General features: G+C 61.5%; 13 protein-coding genes. 7 read left to right on the top strand and 6 right to left on the bottom strand.

The window, feature by feature from the left end:
• Nucleotides 1–26 precede the first annotated feature (26 nt).
• Nucleotides 27–959 (bottom strand): cysteine synthase A, encoded by a 933-nt coding sequence (gene cysK / locus B5D32_RS07665; protein WP_078784476.1) that lies wholly within the window; start codon nucleotides 957–959, stop codon nucleotides 27–29.
• A 265-nt stretch (nucleotides 960–1,224) separates the two neighbouring features.
• On the opposite strand from cysK, the gene B5D32_RS07660 reads away from it, so the two are divergent.
• Nucleotides 1,225–1,656, top strand: a complete 432-nt coding sequence (locus B5D32_RS07660) for an RrF2 family transcriptional regulator (protein WP_078784475.1) — start codon at nucleotides 1,225–1,227, stop codon at nucleotides 1,654–1,656.
• Nucleotides 1,657–1,735: 79 nt separating this feature from the next.
• Here B5D32_RS07660 and B5D32_RS07655 read toward each other — a convergent pair whose 3' ends face one another.
• The 5 genes from B5D32_RS07655 to B5D32_RS07635 all read right to left on the bottom strand — a co-directional run bounded on the left by B5D32_RS07655 (nucleotide 1,736) and on the right by B5D32_RS07635 (nucleotide 7,480).
• A complete protein-coding gene (locus tag B5D32_RS07655) occupies nucleotides 1,736–2,206 on the bottom strand; it encodes a peptidylprolyl isomerase (RefSeq protein ID WP_078784474.1) in 471 nt (156 codons plus the stop codon).
• Nucleotides 2,203–3,132, bottom strand: coding sequence for a zinc dependent phospholipase C family protein (locus B5D32_RS07650; protein ID WP_078784473.1), 930 nt, complete (start codon nucleotides 3,130–3,132; stop codon nucleotides 2,203–2,205). Before B5D32_RS07650 ends, B5D32_RS07655 begins: the two co-directional genes overlap by 4 nt.
• Before the next feature lie 318 nt (nucleotides 3,133–3,450).
• Nucleotides 3,451–4,818, bottom strand: coding sequence for an MFS transporter (locus B5D32_RS07645; RefSeq protein ID WP_078784472.1), 1,368 nt, complete (start codon nucleotides 4,816–4,818; stop codon nucleotides 3,451–3,453).
• Between the two features lie 184 nt (nucleotides 4,819–5,002).
• On the bottom strand, nucleotides 5,003–5,827 hold the full coding sequence (locus B5D32_RS07640) for a TrmH family RNA methyltransferase (RefSeq protein WP_078784471.1): 825 nt from the start codon (nucleotides 5,825–5,827) through the stop codon (nucleotides 5,003–5,005).
• 363 nt (nucleotides 5,828–6,190) lie between these two features.
• Nucleotides 6,191–7,480 (bottom strand): O-acetylhomoserine aminocarboxypropyltransferase/cysteine synthase family protein, encoded by a 1,290-nt coding sequence (locus B5D32_RS07635; protein WP_078784470.1) that lies wholly within the window; start codon nucleotides 7,478–7,480, stop codon nucleotides 6,191–6,193.
• Nucleotides 7,481–8,084: 604 nt separating this feature from the next.
• Here B5D32_RS07635 and B5D32_RS07630 point away from each other — a divergent pair.
• The 6 genes from B5D32_RS07630 to B5D32_RS07605 all read left to right on the top strand — a co-directional run bounded on the left by B5D32_RS07630 (nucleotide 8,085) and on the right by B5D32_RS07605 (nucleotide 16,692).
• Nucleotides 8,085–9,068 carry an NAD-dependent 4,6-dehydratase LegB gene (locus tag B5D32_RS07630; RefSeq protein ID WP_078784469.1) on the top strand — a complete coding sequence of 328 codons (984 nt, stop codon included), beginning with the start codon at nucleotides 8,085–8,087 and terminating at the stop codon, nucleotides 9,066–9,068.
• Between the two features lie 127 nt (nucleotides 9,069–9,195).
• A complete protein-coding gene (locus B5D32_RS07625) occupies nucleotides 9,196–10,878 on the top strand; it encodes a DUF2142 domain-containing protein (protein ID WP_078784468.1) in 1,683 nt (560 codons plus the stop codon).
• Between the two features lie 245 nt (nucleotides 10,879–11,123).
• Nucleotides 11,124–13,118 (top strand): hypothetical protein, encoded by a 1,995-nt coding sequence (locus B5D32_RS07620; protein WP_078784467.1) that lies wholly within the window; start codon nucleotides 11,124–11,126, stop codon nucleotides 13,116–13,118.
• A complete protein-coding gene (locus tag B5D32_RS07615) occupies nucleotides 13,119–13,757 on the top strand; it encodes a hypothetical protein (RefSeq protein WP_078784466.1) in 639 nt (212 codons plus the stop codon).
• A 200-nt stretch (nucleotides 13,758–13,957) separates the two neighbouring features.
• A complete protein-coding gene (locus tag B5D32_RS07610; protein WP_078784465.1) occupies nucleotides 13,958–16,054 on the top strand; it encodes a hypothetical protein in 2,097 nt (698 codons plus the stop codon).
• A complete protein-coding gene (locus B5D32_RS07605; RefSeq protein WP_078784464.1) occupies nucleotides 16,051–16,692 on the top strand; it encodes a hypothetical protein in 642 nt (213 codons plus the stop codon). Before B5D32_RS07610 ends, B5D32_RS07605 begins: the two co-directional genes overlap by 4 nt.
• Nucleotides 16,693–16,790: the final 98 nt, after the last annotated feature.

Here is a 16,790-nt window from a genome sequence, read left to right as displayed (position 1 = left end):
ATAGCAAAGGTTTCCTGTTATTGCAATCAGTCCGCGAACAGCGGGGTGGACAGATAACGGTCACCGGTGTCGGGCAGCAGGGCCACGATGGTCTTGCCCTTGTTCTCGGGGCGCTTGGCCAGCTGGATGGCGGCCCAGATCGCAGCGCCGGAGGAGATGCCGACCAGCACGCCCTCCTTGTGGCCGACCTGCTTGCCGGTGACAAAGGCGTCCTCGTTGGTGACGGGGATGATCTCGTCGTAGACCTTGGTGTTCAGCACGTCGGGCACAAAGCCGGCACCGATGCCCTGAATCTTGTGCGCGCCCGCAGTGCCCTTGCTCAGCACGGGGGAGGAAGCCGGCTCAACGGCCACGACCTTGACGTTGGGGTTCTGGCTCTTCAGGTACTCGCCGACACCGGTCACAGTGCCGCCCGTACCGACACCGGCCACGAAGATGTCGACCTTGCCGTCGGTGTCCTCCCAGATCTCGGGGCCGGTGGTGCGCTTGTGGGCGTCGGGGTTGGCCGGGTTTACAAACTGGCCGGGCACAAAGCTGTTGGGGATCTCCTTCGCCAGCTCGTCGGCCTTGGCAATGGCGCCCTTCATGCCCTTGGCGCCGTCGGTCAGCACCAGCTCGGCGCCGTAGGCCTTCATCAGCTGGCGGCGCTCGACGCTCATCGTCTCGGGCATGACGATGATGATGCGGTAGCCGCGGGCGGCGGCGACGGACGCCAGACCGATACCGGTGTTGCCGGAGGTCGGCTCGATGATGACGGAGCCGGGCTTCAGCTTGCCGGTGGCCTCGGCGTCGTCGATCATGGCCCTGGCGATACGGTCCTTGACGGAACCGGCGGGGTTGAAATATTCCAGCTTAGCGAGAATTTTTGCCTCAAGGTTCTCGGCGTTTTCAATATGGGTGAGCTCCAGCAGCGGGGTGTGGCCGATCAGCTGGTCTGCGGAAGTATAAATCTTGCTCATGGTAGTTTCCTCCATCGTCATTTCTGTTTATTTGTAAATCGGTCGCGGTTTTACAGCTCATGACGGCGACATCGCGCGTATGGCACAAATCCCTTTCGCATATCAATTCATACCTTTCTTGTAGGTTGATAGGATTGTACAACATATTTTCCCGTTTGTCAATAGGGTAATAGGGAATTTTCCAAAATTATTTTGCAAAAAGGTGTTGCCATCCTATTTACCAACCTGTATAATAGGTTATAAGAACAGTAAGGAGCATACCACTATGATGATTTCAACGAAGGGCCGTTATGCGCTGCGTGTTATGATCGATATTGCCGAGCACCAGCACGACGGCTATATCCCCCTGAAGGAGATCGCCGCACGGCAGGAAATTTCCGAAAAGTATCTGGAGGCCATCGTGAAGGGCCTTGTCAAGGAGCGCTACCTGACCGGTCTGCGCGGCAAGTCCGGCGGCTACCGCCTGACCAAAGCGCCCGAGGAGTACACCGTCGGCAGCATCCTGCGCCTGAGCGAGGGCAGCCTGGCCCCGGTGGCCTGCCTGGAGCAGAACCCCGTGGAGTGCCGCCGCATGGCCGAGTGCCGCACCCTGCCGATGTGGCGCAAGCTGAATACGATGATCAACGACTATTTCGACGGCATCACTCTGGCGGACCTGGTGAACACCAGCCAGCCGGGGAATGATTATGTGATTTAAAATCAAACGCCTTCCCCCTCAGGGGAAGCCTTATAATAAAAAGGAGCTATGCCCGTGGGCATAGCTCTCTTTATTGCTGTCAGACGATCTCGACCTTTTCCATGACAACCGGCGTGCGGGGCTTGTCGTTCCAGTCGGTGGCAACGTTGGCGATCTCATCGACGACCTCAATGCCGTTCACAACATGGCCAAAGGCGGCGTAGCTGCCGTCCAGATGCGGGGCATCCTGGTGCATGATGAAGAACTGGCTGCCGGCGGAGTTCGGGTCCATCGAGCGGGCCATGCTGATGACACCGCGGGTGTGCTTGATGGGGTTGGCAACGCCGTTCTGCAGGAACTCGCCCTTGATGTGCCAGCCGGGGCCGCCCATGCCGGTGCCCTGCGGGTCACCGCCCTGGATCATGAAGCCGGGAATAATGCGGTGGAAGGTCAGGCCGTTGTAAAAGCCGTCCTTGACGAGCTTCTCAAAGTTCTCGCAGGTGATGGGGGCTGCGCTGTGGTCCAGCTCAATGTCGATGGTCTTGCCGTTCTGCATGGTAATGCGAATCATACGGTGTTCTCCTTTTCGGTTTGATTTGTTGTGTCAGGGTCGCTCTCGGGGGTGGCGATGCCCTGCAGATAGCTCATACTGCCGAGCTTTTCGGCAAATTCTGCGGGGGGCAGCCGGTTCATCCAGTACAGCAGCGCCGCCCCCATGAACTGCTCACTGCGAAAAACTGCCTTTGGCAGCAGCGCAAACAAGCCGCCGTCGTGATGCTCGCCGGTAAACGGGTCGGTCCAGTCGTCGGGCAGGCGCTTGTTCAGCTGCCGCGGCGAGACGTGGCCCGTGATGAAGCCGCGCCCGCCGAACAGCGGCTCCAGGAGCCAGAAAAACACCCGCCGCACGCCGTGCTTACTGGGGAACAGCCCGCGCAGCCTGTAGGTGTGCCAGAACGCATCGGCCAGGTACTCCACGGGGATGTCCTCGCCGTAGGTTTCCAGCAGACAGGTGTGTAACAGCGCCGTGATGTCGGCCAGCTCCTCCCCTGTGGGCAGGGGGCTGACATCGTCAACGGGAACCAGCGCAGAGCCGGTGTCCTCGGCGTGGAGCGTCGAGTCGAGCGCGATCTCCAGATAGCCGTGCCCGCCCTTGCCCGCGTAGGGCTGGCCGGGCGCGCACATGGCACAGATGAACGGATGCACAACGGTATCCGCGGCGTAGTGGCTCAAAAAGCCGAGCGTGTACTCGACCTGCGGGCGGGTCTTGACGTTGGCGCAAAGACTGCGCAGGAACGCGCCGGTCTTTTCCTCGTGCATACGGTTGCCGAGGCCAGGCAGGTCATAGCGGCGCTTGGCGCGCTTTTTCCAGATTTCAAAGCAGAAAAAGCTGTCCGGGCCGTTGGCACCCGCCGCAAACGCCGCCGGGCACTGAATTTTGTAGTGGATGGTTTCCGCAGCTTTTCTTGCGGTGCGCACATGGGTATAGCCTTCCGGCATGTAGGGTCCCCTTTCGTATCAGCGTAGGTATAATTGTACTGCGTAACGGGGGAAATGTCAATTTTGCAAAGTGTAAATAATAAATAAAAAATAATAAAGAATAAAGAAGGTTGCGTTTGCGCCTTTGGCGCAAACAAAAACGCAGGGGCGGATTCCATATCCGCCCGCAAGTCGGCTGCCGACTGACGGGCGCATATAGAATGCGCCCCTACGGTAACGCAAACGGACATATTTTTGAGCGGCGCGCAGCGACGCGGTCCACCACATTTATTATTTCTTATTTATTATTTTTTATTTAGCAACCACTGCGTTATAGGTTCAGATCTTCCTCTCGTCATTCGTCATAACTTTCGGCAGCACGCCAAAGTACAGCACGGCACCGACAATGATGATGAGGATGACGGACAAAATGCCGAACGGTCCGGCAGCGGCATTGATGGCATCGACCTGCTCGGCGGTGGCTGTGGCGGCGGTCAGACCCTGGTCGGCCAGCATTTTGTTGGCGGTAAAGGCACTGACAAAGCCGACGAGCGCCGGGCCCATGATGGACGAGAACTTGCCGAAGATGTCAAAGAAGCCGAAGAACTCGCCGCTGCGGGCCTTGTCGGGAATGAGCTTGCCGAACATCGAGCGGGACAGCGCCTGAATGCCGCCCTGGCTGGTGGCGCAGAGCACGGCCAGCATCCAGAACTGCCATAGGCTGTTCATAAAGAACGCAAATACGCAGATAAACATGTAAACGCAGATGCCGACGCCGACCATCGTGCGCGCGCCGAACTTCTCGGCCAGCTTCATGTAGAGCAGGCAGAACGGCAGGCCCAGCACCTGCACCAGCAGCAGCGCCAGCAGCATACCGGCGGAGTCCAGCCCCAGGTTGGTGCCGTAGCTTGTAGAGATGCTGATGATGGTATGCACACCGTCGATGTAGAAAAAGTACGATATAATGTAGATCAGCATCGGCTTATCCGCGCCGATCTCCTTCATGGTCGTGAACACGTTTTTAATGCTGGCCCCCACATCGCCCTTCTTATAGGGCTTGCCGGAGGTCTGCTCACAGTTTTTGAGCAGCGGGACACTGAACACAAGCCACCACACGGCGGTCAGGCCAAAGATGAACCCGAGGCAGGTCAGCATCGGCACGCCGACGGCGTTCATGATGAGGAAGATCAGCAAGGGGATCGTCGAGCCGCCGATGTAGCCGAGGCCGTAGCCCAGCGTCGAGACCGAGTCCATGCGGTCCTCCGTCGTGACGTCGGTCAGGAAAGCGTCGTAGTAGATGCAGGACGCATCAAAGCCGATGGTGCTTGTGATGTAGAGCACCAGCACCATCGCCGCGACCCTGCCCGCTGCTTCCGGCGAGGCGGTGAAGTCCATGAACGGCGTGAGTGAAAGCCCTGCTACCGAGACAACACCGATGAGCATAAATGCCGTGAACAGCTTTTTGCGCATACCGCGGATGTCGCCGAACACGCCCAGGAACGGCGCGCTGAGGGCGACGATGGCCATAGCCAGGCTGGTGGCAAAGCCCCAGGTGGACATGCTGGACACACTGTCGGCGGTGTAGCCCGCAACGGTGTCGAAGAAGATGGGCAGGATGGTCACGACGATGACCGAGTGGGCGCTGTTGGCCCAGTCGTACATCATCCAGCTGATCTCCTGCTTGGTGAATTTTTTCAGGAAGCCCATGGAAGAAAACCTCCGCATTTGTTATTGCACGCATTTTGCGTGCTTGTATAATTATTGTAACATTTTGCTCCGTCAAAAACAACAAGTCCCGCCGACGTTTCGGTCAGCAGGGCGTAAAAGTTTTGTAATATTTTTGTGGCAGATTGACGGTTGAGGTTTCCCCCGCGGGGGAAGGCACACTATATTATCTTGCCCGCAGCTCCCAGAACGCCACGGCCCCTGCCGCGGCCACGTTCAGTGAGTCTACGCCGTGCTGCATGGGGATCATGACGGTGTAGTCACAGTGGGCAATCGTGGTGCGGGCCAGGCCGTCGCCCTCTGTGCCCAGCACGATGGCAAGGCGCGGCTCGGCGCGCAGCGCGGGGTCATCGATGCTGACGGCGCGGCTGTCCAGCGCCATGGCGGCAGTTTTAAAGCCGAGCGCGTGCAGATGGGCCATCCCGGCCTCGGGCCAGTCGGCAGGGCTGTCACCCAGCGTTGCCCACGGCACCTGGAACACCGTGCCCATGCTGACGCGGACGGCACGGCGGCAGAGCGGGTCGCAGCAGGACGGCGAGAGCAGCACCGCGTCCATGCCCAGTGCGGCGGCCCCGCGGAAGATGGCCCCGATGTTGGTGGAATCCACGATGCCCTCCAGCACCGCGACGCGGCGGGCGTCTCTGCACAGCGCCTCGACGCTGCGCGGCTGCGGACGGCGCATGGCGCAGAGCACACCCCGGGTCAGCGCGTAGCCGGTCAGGGCCTGCAGCACGCTGCGGTCCGCGGTGTAGACGGCGGCGTCGGGGCAGCGGGCCAGCACGCCCGCGGCGGGGCCGTCGATCTGGCGGCGTTCCATCAAAAAGGAGAGCGGTTCGCACCCGGCGTCCAGCGCCGTGCCGATGACCTTGGGGCTTTCGGCGATGAAGATACCCTTTTCGGGCTCCAGCTTATTGCGCAGCTGGGCCTCGGTGAGCCTGGTGTAAGGAGCCAGCTCGGGGGCGGATAAATCTGTAATTTCGATGATATTCATGTTTTCATTTTTCCTTGTAGCGGTGTAGGGGCCGGGCATGCCCGGCCCTGCAGTAATACGGCAGGCGCACCATTTGTCTCATATGCGTAGGGCGGGGTGCCCTCACCCCGCCGTGAGCGTCCGCGTGGCCGTACCGTAAACGGGTCACATGGCGTGGTTGGCGGCGGCATGAGGGCATGCCGCCCTACAGTTTTCCCGGCAGCGGGTACTGACCGCAAGCCCGCGGGCCGGGCATGCCCGGCCCCTACAAAGCATACAACACTTCCGTAAAAATTGCAAACAAAACCCGCCGCCCATGGGGCTTGCAACCCACGGGCGGCGGTGTTCTATATAATCCCTGTTTCCTCTAAAAGTCTTTACAAATTACTCGACTGCGTTCAGCGCCTGATCGAGATCGGCGATGATGTCGTCGACGTGCTCGGTGCCGATGGACAGGCGGATCGTGTTGCGGCCGATGCCTACATCGGCAAGCTCCGCATCGGAGAGTTGGCCGTGGGTCGTGGTGGCCGGGTGGATTACAAGGCTCTTGACATCGGCGACATTGGCCAGCAGAGAGAAGATCTGCAGATGATCGATGAACTCGAAGGCCTCCTTCTGGCCGCCCTTAATGTTGAAGGTGAAGATCGATGCGCCGCCGTTGGGGAAGTACTTCTCATACAGGGCGTGGTCGGGGTGATCGGGCAGGCTGGGGTGGTTGACCTTCTCCACCTTGGGGTGGTGGGTCAGGAACTCGACGACCTTTTTGGTGTTTTCATTGTGGCGGTCCAGACGCAGGGAGAGCGTCTCGGTACCCTGCAGCAGCACCCATGCGTTGAACGGGCTGATGCAGCCGCCCAGATCGCGCAGGATCACGGCGCGCACATAGGTCACAAAGGCGGCAGGGCCGGCAGCCTCGGCAAAGCAGACGCCGTGGTAACTGGGGTTCGGCTCCGAGAAGGCGGGGAATTTGCCGCTGGCCTTCCAGTCGAACTTGCCGGAGTCAACGATGATGCCGCCCAGAGAGGTGCCGTGGCCGCCGATGAACTTGGTGGCAGAATGGACAACGATGTCGGCACCATGCTCGATCGGGCGGATCAGGTAGGGCGTGCCGAAGGTGTTGTCGATGACAAGCGGAATGCTGTGCTTGTGGGCGATAGCGGCAATGGCGTCAATGTCGGGGATGTCGGCGTTGGGGTTGCCAAGCGTTTCAATGTAGACAGCGCGGGTGTTGTCCTGAATGGCAGCCTCGACCTCGGCCAGGTCATGGGCGTTGACAAAAGTCGTCTGCACACCGAACGCGGGCAGCGTGTGGGCCAGCAGGTTGGAGGTGCCGCCGTAGATGGTTTTTTGCGCCACAATGTGCCCGCCGTTCTGGGCCAGTGCCTGAAGGGTGTAGTCGATGGCAGCGGCGCCGGAGGCAACGGCCAGCGCGGCAACGCCGCCCTCCAGAGCCGCGATGCGCTTTTCAAAAACATCCTCGGTGGAGTTGGTCAGGCGGCCGTAGATGTTGCCCTCGGCCCTCAGGGCAAAGCGGTCAGCGGCATTCTGGGAATTGGGGAACACATAGGAAGTGGTCTGGTAGATGGGCACCGCACGGGAATCGGTGACGGGATCGGCCTGCTCCTGGCCGACGTGCAGCTGAAGGGTCTCAAAATGCAGTTTACGCTCGCTCATGATAAAATCCTCATTTCTGTTTTTTTGTAAAAGAAAAGCCGGGGGTCGTTTTGGTACAACTCCCGGGCAGAATATGCAGTGCGGCGCTGGTTTTACAGGCAGTGCAAAGCATTGCCCCGCGCCCGGACTGCATTTGCCCGGGAGTTAGGCATTCGGCCACAGCGGAAATTCTGACGCAGCAGATCACCGAAAACGTGAGCCATATACTTTGCACCTCCTTGCTTTTTTGTAATAAACCTATGTGATTTGTAGGTTGCCTGTATGATAACACGGAATTAACCGTATGTCAATAGGAAAATAGGGATTTTTTGCCGCAAATTTGAAGGATGTGCTGCAACAGGCACAGCCAGAGCCCTTCCGGCCATCGCTGACGCTCGGCCACCTCCCCTGAGAGGGGAGGCTTTTTGCGCGGGCGAAGCCCGCGAGAAAAGGCGCCCCGCTGTGCGGGGAGCTGGCCGAGCCTGCGAGGCCTGAGGGGCTTTCCCCGCAGCCGCCCATTCACTATTCATAACTTACAGTTGAAATCTTCCCCGAAATCGGTTATACTATTTTGTAATAAAGTTGAAATATGGGGCATTGTCCCCTTTTTAAAAAGGAGCAAGCAATGGCACACACCGTTATGGTCACCGGCGCAGACGGCTTTATTGGCAGCCACCTGACCGAAGAACTCGTCAAGCGCGGCGAAAAGGTCCGCGCGTTCTGTCTGTACAATTCCTTTGGCTCGCTGGGCTGGATCGACACCCTGCCGCCGGAGATCCGCAGCGAAATCGACATCTTCATGGGCGACGTGCGCGACCCCAACGGCGTGCGCACCGCCATGCGTGGGCAGGAGCGCGTGTTCCATCTGGCCGCGCTCATCGCGATCCCCTTCTCCTACCACAGCCCGGACAGCTACGTGGACACCAACATCAAGGGCACGCTGAACGTGCTGAACGCCGCGCGTGAGCTGGACACCCAGCGCGTGCTCGTCACCTCCACCAGCGAGGTCTACGGCACGGCGCAGTACGTGCCCATCGACGAGAAGCACCCGTTCCAGGGCCAGAGCCCCTACTCCGCCACCAAAATCGGCGCGGACCGCCTGGCCGAGAGCTTCTACCGCAGCTTTGACCTGCCCGTCACCATCGTGCGCCCGTTCAACACCTACGGCCCGCGCCAGAGCGGACGCGCCATTATCCCGACCATCATCACCCAGCTGCTGGCCGGTCAGACCGAGATCAAGCTCGGCAGCCTGACCCCGACCCGCGACTTCAACTATGTCAAGGACACGGCCAACGGCTTTATGACGATTGCCGACTGCGACGCCGCGATTGGCCAGGAGCTGAACATTGCGACGGGCGTTGAGCACTCCATCGGTGATCTGGCCAACGAGCTGATCGCCCAGATCAACCCGAACGCCAAGATCGTCTGCGAGGCCGAGCGTCTGCGCCCCGAAAAGAGCGAGGTCAACCGCCTGCTGGGCGATTCCACCAAGCTGCGTGAGCTGACCGGCTGGGCGCCCCAGTACACCTTTGAGCAGGGCCTGGCTGCGACCATCGAGTTCCTGCGCGGCAACCTGGATCAGTACAAGGTCGGGCAGTATATTCTGTAACATCGCAGATTTTTCATGCACTGTAGGGGCCGGGTACGCCCGGCCCCCGACCTTGCCAAGCCGGATACCTTGCGGCGCGGCGAACAGCCGGGCGAGGCATGCCTCGCCCCTACAGGAATCTGATTTTATGTCAAACGTTTCCAAAAAGAAGTTGTCCCTACCCACCGTGCAGCAGCCCGCCGCCCGGTGGGCTTTCGTGTTGGCGGTCTGCGCCTCGCTGGGCGTTGTCGTCAGCTACTACTGGCGTGTGTTCTACGGGCTGGACGCCCGCGGCGTATCTGCGGCGGGCGTGACCGGCCTTTGCGTGGGGCTGGCCGTGCTGGCCGGTGCGGCGGCGCTGGCGCTGCGGCGGGTCAGGGACTTTGCCAAAAAGGGCGCGGCGTGCATTCTGCTGTGCGGCGTGCTGTTCGCCTTTGCCAACCCGCCGATGCAGACCCCCGACGAGACCGACCATTATCTTCGCACCTACGCTATATCCATGGGCCGGTTCGATTTTGATGCCCAGCGCGGCTACCCCGAGGACGTGGACGAGCTTGTTGCGGCGTTCCCCGGCGCGTGGGTCAACGCGCACACCTCGGCAGGGCTGGGCACCGACCCCGACACCCACGCCGAACAGCCGTTCAACTCCGCCGGGTACGCGCTGAAGCAGTACGGCAAGGATGGCCGGGTGGAGAGCATCCGGGACAGTTTTGAACAGTATCTTACCTATTTTTATAGGGACTCTGTGCCGCAGCACGTGACCGAGCCGGTCAGCTTTCTGATTTTGCCGTTTTTGCCCGGTGCGCTGGGCATGGCACTGGCGCGGCTGTTTGGGCTTGGCGCACTGGGCTGCCTGTACGGCGGGCGGCTCGTGAACCTGCTGGCCTACACGGCGCTGTGCTATGCAGCGCTGCGCAGTGCGCACAAATGCAGACCTGCGTTTTTGTGCATTATGCTTATGCCGATGTCGCTCTACATGGGTGCGTCGCTGAGCTACGACACGACGCTTTTGGGCTGCTATTACCTCATGCTGGCCCTGCTGACGCGGGACGAATGGAACGATAAGACGGCGCTTTTTTATACGCTGGCCTGCGTGTTTGCCAACGGCACCAAGCCGTATATCAATCTGCTGTGGGTCGTGCTGCCGCTGATTTTACGGAAATCCGAGTGGAAGGTGCGTTTCAGCCGCGCCGTGTACGCCGTACTGACCGCTGCGGGCGCACTGGCGCTGACCCTCGGTGTGGAGCAGTACGGCACGCTTTTGCGCCACAACTACGGCGCGATTGCCCGCCAGGGCGGCACCACCGTGAACGGCGGTGCGCAGCTGCTGTTTGTTTTGAAAAATCCGCTGCGTTACATCGCGGTTTTGCTGGGCACACTGTATGAGAACGACGGGTTCCTCGGCCAACTGGGGCTGTTCGGCTGGAAGGATATGCCGATCGCGTTTATCAGCATCACCGCACCGCCGGTGCTGCTGGCGGCGGCGATGCTCTGCACCGCGCAGACCGACACGCTGGGCCGACGCCGCATGGGCTGGTTGGGCGTGTTCGGCCTGGTCTACGCCGTGGGCGCGATGACCGCCATGTACATCACCTACACGCCGGTGGGCATGGTGCGCATCGTTGGCTTGCAGACGCGGTATTTCCTGCCGGTCTGGCTGCTGCTGGTGCTGGCCGCGGCGGCTGTGCTGCGGCGGGTGCTGGCCCCGCGGCTGACCGCGGCCAAGGGCGAGGCGCTGGCGGTAACGCTGTGCGGCTGGTATGCGTTTGCCGGGGCCGTGCTTTTGTTCCAGCATTACTTTGTGGGACCGGTGTATACGATTTATAAGTGACGATTTGCAAATAAAAAATAATAAATAAGAAATAATAAATGCGGTGGATCGCGTCGCTGGCGCTCCGCTTAAAACAGCCGTAGGGGCGGATTCCATATCCGCCCGGGATGTATACGGCGGCGCAGGCTTTGCGGGCGCATATAGAATGCGCCCCTACGTTTTTGTTTGCGCCCCAAAGGCGCAAACTCCACCTTCTTTATTATTTATTATTTTTTATTTATTATTTGAAGAAAGGAGGCCCCTTCATGCTGCATCTACTCTACGCCCTTGCGCTTTTGCTTTTGCTGTCCGGCGCTTGTGCGATTCTGGCGGAGCGGTTTACCCTCTCCCCCGCCTTGCTGCCGCTGCCGGTATTGAGCGGCGCGGTGGTCGTGCTGTATCTCTGCGGGGTCGCGGGTTTCCTGCGCGTTGGCGCTGTGGCTGTACTGCTGGCGCTGGCCGCCGTGTGGGTCGTCGGGCTTGTGCAATACCGTCCCGCCGGGGTGGCCGCTGCCTGGAAAAGAGCGGCCTCCGCCCCCGGTTTCACGCTGTTTTTAGGCGGTGCTGCGTTTATCTGGCTGCTGTTCTGTGTACAGCAGCCGATGTTTACCCAGTGGGATGAGTTCACGGCGTGGGGCCTGGCCCCCAAGATGGTCGTGGAGCGCGGCGCATTCTATGTGGCCGACCCGGTCAACCTGAAGGCGTCCTTCACCTACCCGGCAACGAGTCTGATCACATTTTTGTTCCAACCCTTCGGCCCTTGGGCCGAGTGGGCCTGTCTGGCCGCCATTGACACGCTGGCGCTGGCCTGTCTGGCCGCTGCGTCCGCCCTGCCGCGGGAGCGCTGGGCGGGCGGCGTGCTCGTGTTTGCGGCGGGGTTCCTGCTGCCGTTTTTCTTCTCGGCCACGCCCACGGGCAGCTACGCAGCGCAGTACGTCAACGCCATGGCCGACCTGCCGCTGGCGATGCTGTTCGGCGGCACGCTCTGCCTGTATTTCGCGGTGGGACGCCGCAAAATTGCCTACTGGCTTGTTGCGCTGCCGCTGGCCGTGCTGACGCTGACCAAGGACATCTGCTTTGCCTACGGGCTGATCGCGGCATTCCTGATTGGGCTGGATCTGTGGCTGGCCGCGGACGAGCCCTGCAGAAAGGCGTTCCCCAAGGCTCTGCTCCGGGCGGGCGCACTGGCTGTTATCGTGCTGGCGGCGTTTTCAAGCTGGGGCCGCTACACGGCGGCTGTCACCCCCACGGCGGACACCGCCGCGAGCGTCGGCAGTGAGGGCCTGAGCTACGGCGCGGTATTGGTCGGCGGCGTAAAGCAGCTGCTGGGCATGGGCCGCACCGAAAAGTTCGCGCAGATCATGGCCGCCATGGGCAGCGCGTTCTTTATGCGGCGCATCTGCCTTTTGGGCGGCGGCATCATGGCTGTGGCTGCCATTACGATGGTCGCCGCCGCGGCATGGCTGGCCGCCGACAAGGGCGCACCGCGCCGCCGCGTGCTGGCCGCGCATCTGGGGTTTGCGTTCTGCTTTGCGGCGCTGTATCTGTTCCATCTGATTCTGTACAACTACAACTTCTCCGACCTGGAGGGACTGGCGCTCAAGGACTATGACCGCTATCTGGCCCCCTACTATCAGGCGTGGATGCTGGCGATGCTCTGCCTGCTGGCGCGCGGCGCGCGGGAGCGGCTGGCGCAGCTGGCGACGGGCGGCGCGGCGGCGGTGATTTTTGCCGTATTCTGCTGGCGCGGTGTGCCCGCGGCGGGCTTCTGGTCCGGTGCCGACAGCCTGTACACGCTGCGCGCCGACGTGCAGAACCGCGCCGACACGATGAACACCGTGCTGGGCTGGCCGGACCGCGTGCTGGTCATCAGCCAGGGCGACGACGCCACGCGATGGTATTATTATCGGTACGAGCTGACCGCACAGGTCGTGAACGGCTTTGGCGGCTTCTATGGCCGTCTGGGCGAGACGCAGGACCGCTGGGACAGCGATTTTATGAATCTGGTCGAGAGCGAAAACTGGACGCTCTACGACTACAAGGCCGTCTGCGTGCCGGACACGCTGGTCGCCTACATGGCCGAGAAGGACTGCGATTATATCCTGATCGACCGCGCGGACGACTATCTGCAGCGGGAATTCAGCCCCCTGTTTGAGGGCGGGCTGACCAACGACATGCCCGCAACGCTCTATTATTTTGAGGGCGCGGACGCGGCAGTGCCGTTCACGCTGGCAGCTGTGGCAGAAAGCGGGGTGGAGTAAATGCGTAAACCGCTTTTGAAGGCGCGGCAGCTGCTTTTGCTGGCGTATCTGCTGGCGGCGGTGCTCTGGGTGGTGCGGTGTCTCGTCGGCTGCGGCGTCATGCTGAACTACAAGCTGCAGGGCAAAATGCCCCAGACGCACGTGGACGCCGCCGAGCTGGTGACCGAGAGCTTTGCGCCCTATTCATCCAACGAATGGTGGACGCCGCCGGACGATGACCCCGCGTGGTATCTTTCCACCGACAGCGACCCGCATATTTACTGGCAGGGCCAGGGGTATATCGAGACCGTCGTGCTGGACGCGGTGCATCGGCTGCCCCCGGGCGGCGTGGCGCTGTACTATGTAAAGCCCGGCCAGACCGACTACACCGAGGCGCAGAAGGTCTACGCCAAAGTCACGGCCCCCGGCGTGTACACGTTTGATTTGGGCGGGCAGTGGGTCACGGGGCTGCGCATCGACCCCGACAGCGTGGGCGGCGTACCGACGCTGTTTACCGGCATTGAGCTGAATCCCCCGCGCCCATGGTACACCCGCTTTGTCCCGACGGCAGGCTGGTGGCTGGTGCTGGCGTTTGTGCCGGCCGTGGCGGCAGCGATGGCGAGCGCGGTTTGTTCCTTCTTTATAAAGAAGGAACCGTAGGGGAGGGATTTATCCCTCCCGGGGTGTGTGCGCTGGCGGAGACCTCCCCGGAGGGGTCAAGACCCCTCCCTACGAACTAACGTTTACGGGTGCCCTGTAGGGAGCGGTCTTGACCGCTCCGTGCCCGTGTGCGGCAATGGAAAACTTCACGGGAGGGATGAATCCCTCCCCTACTATTTTCCCGTAAAGGAGCTGATCCTATGGAACTACTCTGCGTACTGGCGGCGATGGCGGCGCTGTTCTGCGGCTGCGCGGTGCTGACGCTGAAATGCCGCATCCCGGCATCCGTCGCACCACTGACGGCATTGTCCGCCATCGTCGCGGTGCTGACACTGGCCGCAATGGCGGGCGTTCTCTACCCCGCCGCGTGGCTGCTGTATCTTCTCTGTCTGGCGGGCGGCGTCTGGGTCGCGGCGTCCTGCAGGGGCAGCACCGGCGCGGCGCAGCGCCTTTTCACCCCGGGCAGCGTGCTTTTCTGGGGCATGGCGCTGGCGTTCACGGTCTACTTTTTTGTGCGGCAGCCTATGGCGACGGACTTTGACGAGCTGAGCCTGTGGGCAACGGCGGTCAAGATCACGAAGGTCAACGACAGCCTGTACGCCACCGCCGAGCTGGGCACGCCCTGGGCCGCGACCCAGAACCCCGGCCTGCCGCTGCTGGCGTATTTCTTCCAGTTTTTCGGCGATTATGCAGATTGGAAAATTTACGTCGGTTATGACATTTTGTATTTTTCCGTGTTTGCCGCCGTTGTGGGGGCTGTCCCGCGGGAAAAATGGCGCGTGGCCGTGCCGATGGCCGCCGTGCTGTGGTGCGTGCCCTTCTTCTTCACGAACTACAACCACACGATCTACCTGACGACCACCTACATGACCAGCTACGGCGACGTGCCTGCGGGGCTTGTGTTCGGCGGCGCGGTGGCCGCGTGGCTGGCGCTGCGCCAAAATTCAGCCCCCAAGTGGGCCGTGCTGCCGATTCTGGCGCTGTCTGCCAACATCAAGGCCAATACGTTTGTATTGGCGCTTGTGGCGGCGGGGCTGGTGGCTGTGGACGAGTGGCTGTTTGCCGACGACGGCGATTTCAAGGCCGGTCTGCTCCCCCGCACCGGGTTCAGCCTTGCCTGCTTTGCCGCGCCGATGGCAATTTACTATCTGTGGAATGTGCGCTATGTCGGCTGGCTCGTCAGCCGCAGCGCCAGTGATTCCGGCGTCGGCGAGACGAGCGCCCCGCTGTCCGCCGTCGTGGTCAACGGCATTAAAATTCTGCTGGGGCAGCCGGTGGAGGGCTTTTACGCCGAGCGTGAGGCACAGTTCCGCACTGCGATGGCCGACATGGGCCACCAGTTCTGGACGAGTGACGGCAAGCTGAGCATGATCGGGCAGGGCCGCAATGTGGTCGCGCTGATTGCCATCGTGTTTGCCGTGGCGATCCTGGCTGCGGCGTCGCGGCGGCTCAAGGCACGCATCGCGGTCATCGGTGCGCTGTCCGGCGTCTGCTTTTTGGGCTACAACCTCATGCTGGCGCTGAGCTACGGCTTTATCTTTGTGCCGTTCCAAGCTGAACAGCTGGTTGACTATAACCGCTACATTTACAGCTACTACATCGGCTGGTTCATTCTGGCGCTGGGGTGTCTGTCGGTAGCGCTGCTGCCGCAGATCACGGTCAAGTGTGAGGCCGACGGGCCGACAGCGGTTTTTGCTGCGACCCGCCGCCAGCCGCGCCTTGCGTTTGAGCTGTTTGTGCTGGTGCTGGCCTGCGGGATGCTGTTCCGCCAGGGCCAGCTGATTCTGCCGCAGCTGAGCGTGCTGGGCTTTGCGGACAGCGAGTTCACGGACCGCCGCGCCGAGCGCGCCGAGGCCGAGCTGGTGTGCAGCTACCTCGCCCCCGATGACCGCGTGTTCTACGTCGGGCAGGGCGACAACGGCGAGGGCTGGTTCAGCGCCGTGTTTGACTTCTACCCGATTCTGGTGGACTATTCCGGCACGGTGACCACGGACCCCGACACCGGCGAGACGAAGATGATCGGCGGCGGCGGTGAGCTGGGTCTGCCGGAGCTGCAGCCCGCCGAGGGTGTGAAAAACACCTACTACCACGCCTTTACGGCGCAGGAGTTGGACGACATCGTGCGCGGCAACGGCTGCACGGTGCTGTACATCCAGACGCTGGACGATATTTTTGTGCAGAGCTACGCCGATTTGTTTACCGACAAGCTGGCGGCGGCGCAGAGCGGCGAGACGCTGCTCTACCGCGTGACCGATGCGGGCTTTGCCCCGATGCCGATGGAGGTGAGCGCGCAGTGAAGGCTTTGAAAAACTGGTTCTCCCGCCGCGGCGCGCTGCCGCTGACGGCGTATCTGCTGGCGCTGGCCGTCTGGCTGGTGCTGGGCGCGGTGCACTTTGGCAGTGACGCCGCCGCCCGGGCACAGGGCCGTCTGGCCGAGGAGACGATGGCCGTGACCGACTGGCAGCTGGTGGGCCTTGTGCAGGGCGCGGACGGCACGCTGACGACACAGGACGGCGACCCGCAGATGATTTTGGAGGACGTGGGCAGCCGCGTGGTGCGCACGATTTCTTACACCGTCGAATTTGACGGTGAGGCGCGTGAAATGTGCCTGTACTACACGACAAAGGTCGGCGAGGATTACTCCGCGGACCGCCGGGTGTTCCCGCAGAGTCTGGGAAGCGGGCAGTACGTCTACACGCTGCCGCGCACGAGTCTGGCCGCGCTGCGGCTGGACCCCTGCAGCCCCGAGGAAAACAAGGCCGTGACGCTGACAATGAGCGACATCACGCTGAACGCCGCCGACACCCTGCCCGCCGTATGGCAGTATTTTGTGCCGACGTGGTATCAGGCGTTTTGTCTGGTGCTCTACCCCGCGCTGGTCGCCGCAGCGGTGAGCATGGTTGGGGCCGTGGCTGCCAAGAGAAAGAGAAAATAATTTTTGGGTCAGGCGGATGCTTCACGCAGGTGGAGCACCCGCCTTTTTATGTCGCGGCCCGCGGCCTTGCTCGGCTGCCCTTGAACGGTGTGCCTGCC

The sequence above is a fragment of the Gemmiger formicilis genome (genome assembly GCF_900167555.1).
Classification (GTDB): domain Bacteria; phylum Bacillota; class Clostridia; order Oscillospirales; family Ruminococcaceae; genus Gemmiger; species Gemmiger formicilis.
Note: the sequence above shows the minus strand (reverse complement) of the source record. Positions and strands in the feature narration are given on the sequence as shown.

Coding starts and splice junctions, on each gene's coding strand:
- cysK (WP_078784476.1), bottom strand. CDS start 959: ATGAGCAAGATTTATACTTCCGCAGACCAGCTGATCGGCCACACCCCG.
- B5D32_RS07660 (WP_078784475.1), top strand. CDS start 1,225: ATGATGATTTCAACGAAGGGCCGTTATGCGCTGCGTGTTATGATCGAT.
- B5D32_RS07655 (WP_078784474.1), bottom strand. CDS start 2,206: ATGATTCGCATTACCATGCAGAACGGCAAGACCATCGACATTGAGCTG.
- B5D32_RS07650 (WP_078784473.1), bottom strand. CDS start 3,132: ATGCCGGAAGGCTATACCCATGTGCGCACCGCAAGAAAAGCTGCGGAA.
- B5D32_RS07645 (WP_078784472.1), bottom strand. CDS start 4,818: ATGGGCTTCCTGAAAAAATTCACCAAGCAGGAGATCAGCTGGATGATG.
- B5D32_RS07640 (WP_078784471.1), bottom strand. CDS start 5,827: ATGAATATCATCGAAATTACAGATTTATCCGCCCCCGAGCTGGCTCCT.
- B5D32_RS07635 (WP_078784470.1), bottom strand. CDS start 7,480: ATGAGCGAGCGTAAACTGCATTTTGAGACCCTTCAGCTGCACGTCGGC.
- B5D32_RS07630 (WP_078784469.1), top strand. CDS start 8,085: ATGGCACACACCGTTATGGTCACCGGCGCAGACGGCTTTATTGGCAGC.
- B5D32_RS07625 (WP_078784468.1), top strand. CDS start 9,196: ATGTCAAACGTTTCCAAAAAGAAGTTGTCCCTACCCACCGTGCAGCAG.
- B5D32_RS07620 (WP_078784467.1), top strand. CDS start 11,124: ATGCTGCATCTACTCTACGCCCTTGCGCTTTTGCTTTTGCTGTCCGGC.
- B5D32_RS07615 (WP_078784466.1), top strand. CDS start 13,119: ATGCGTAAACCGCTTTTGAAGGCGCGGCAGCTGCTTTTGCTGGCGTAT.
- B5D32_RS07610 (WP_078784465.1), top strand. CDS start 13,958: ATGGAACTACTCTGCGTACTGGCGGCGATGGCGGCGCTGTTCTGCGGC.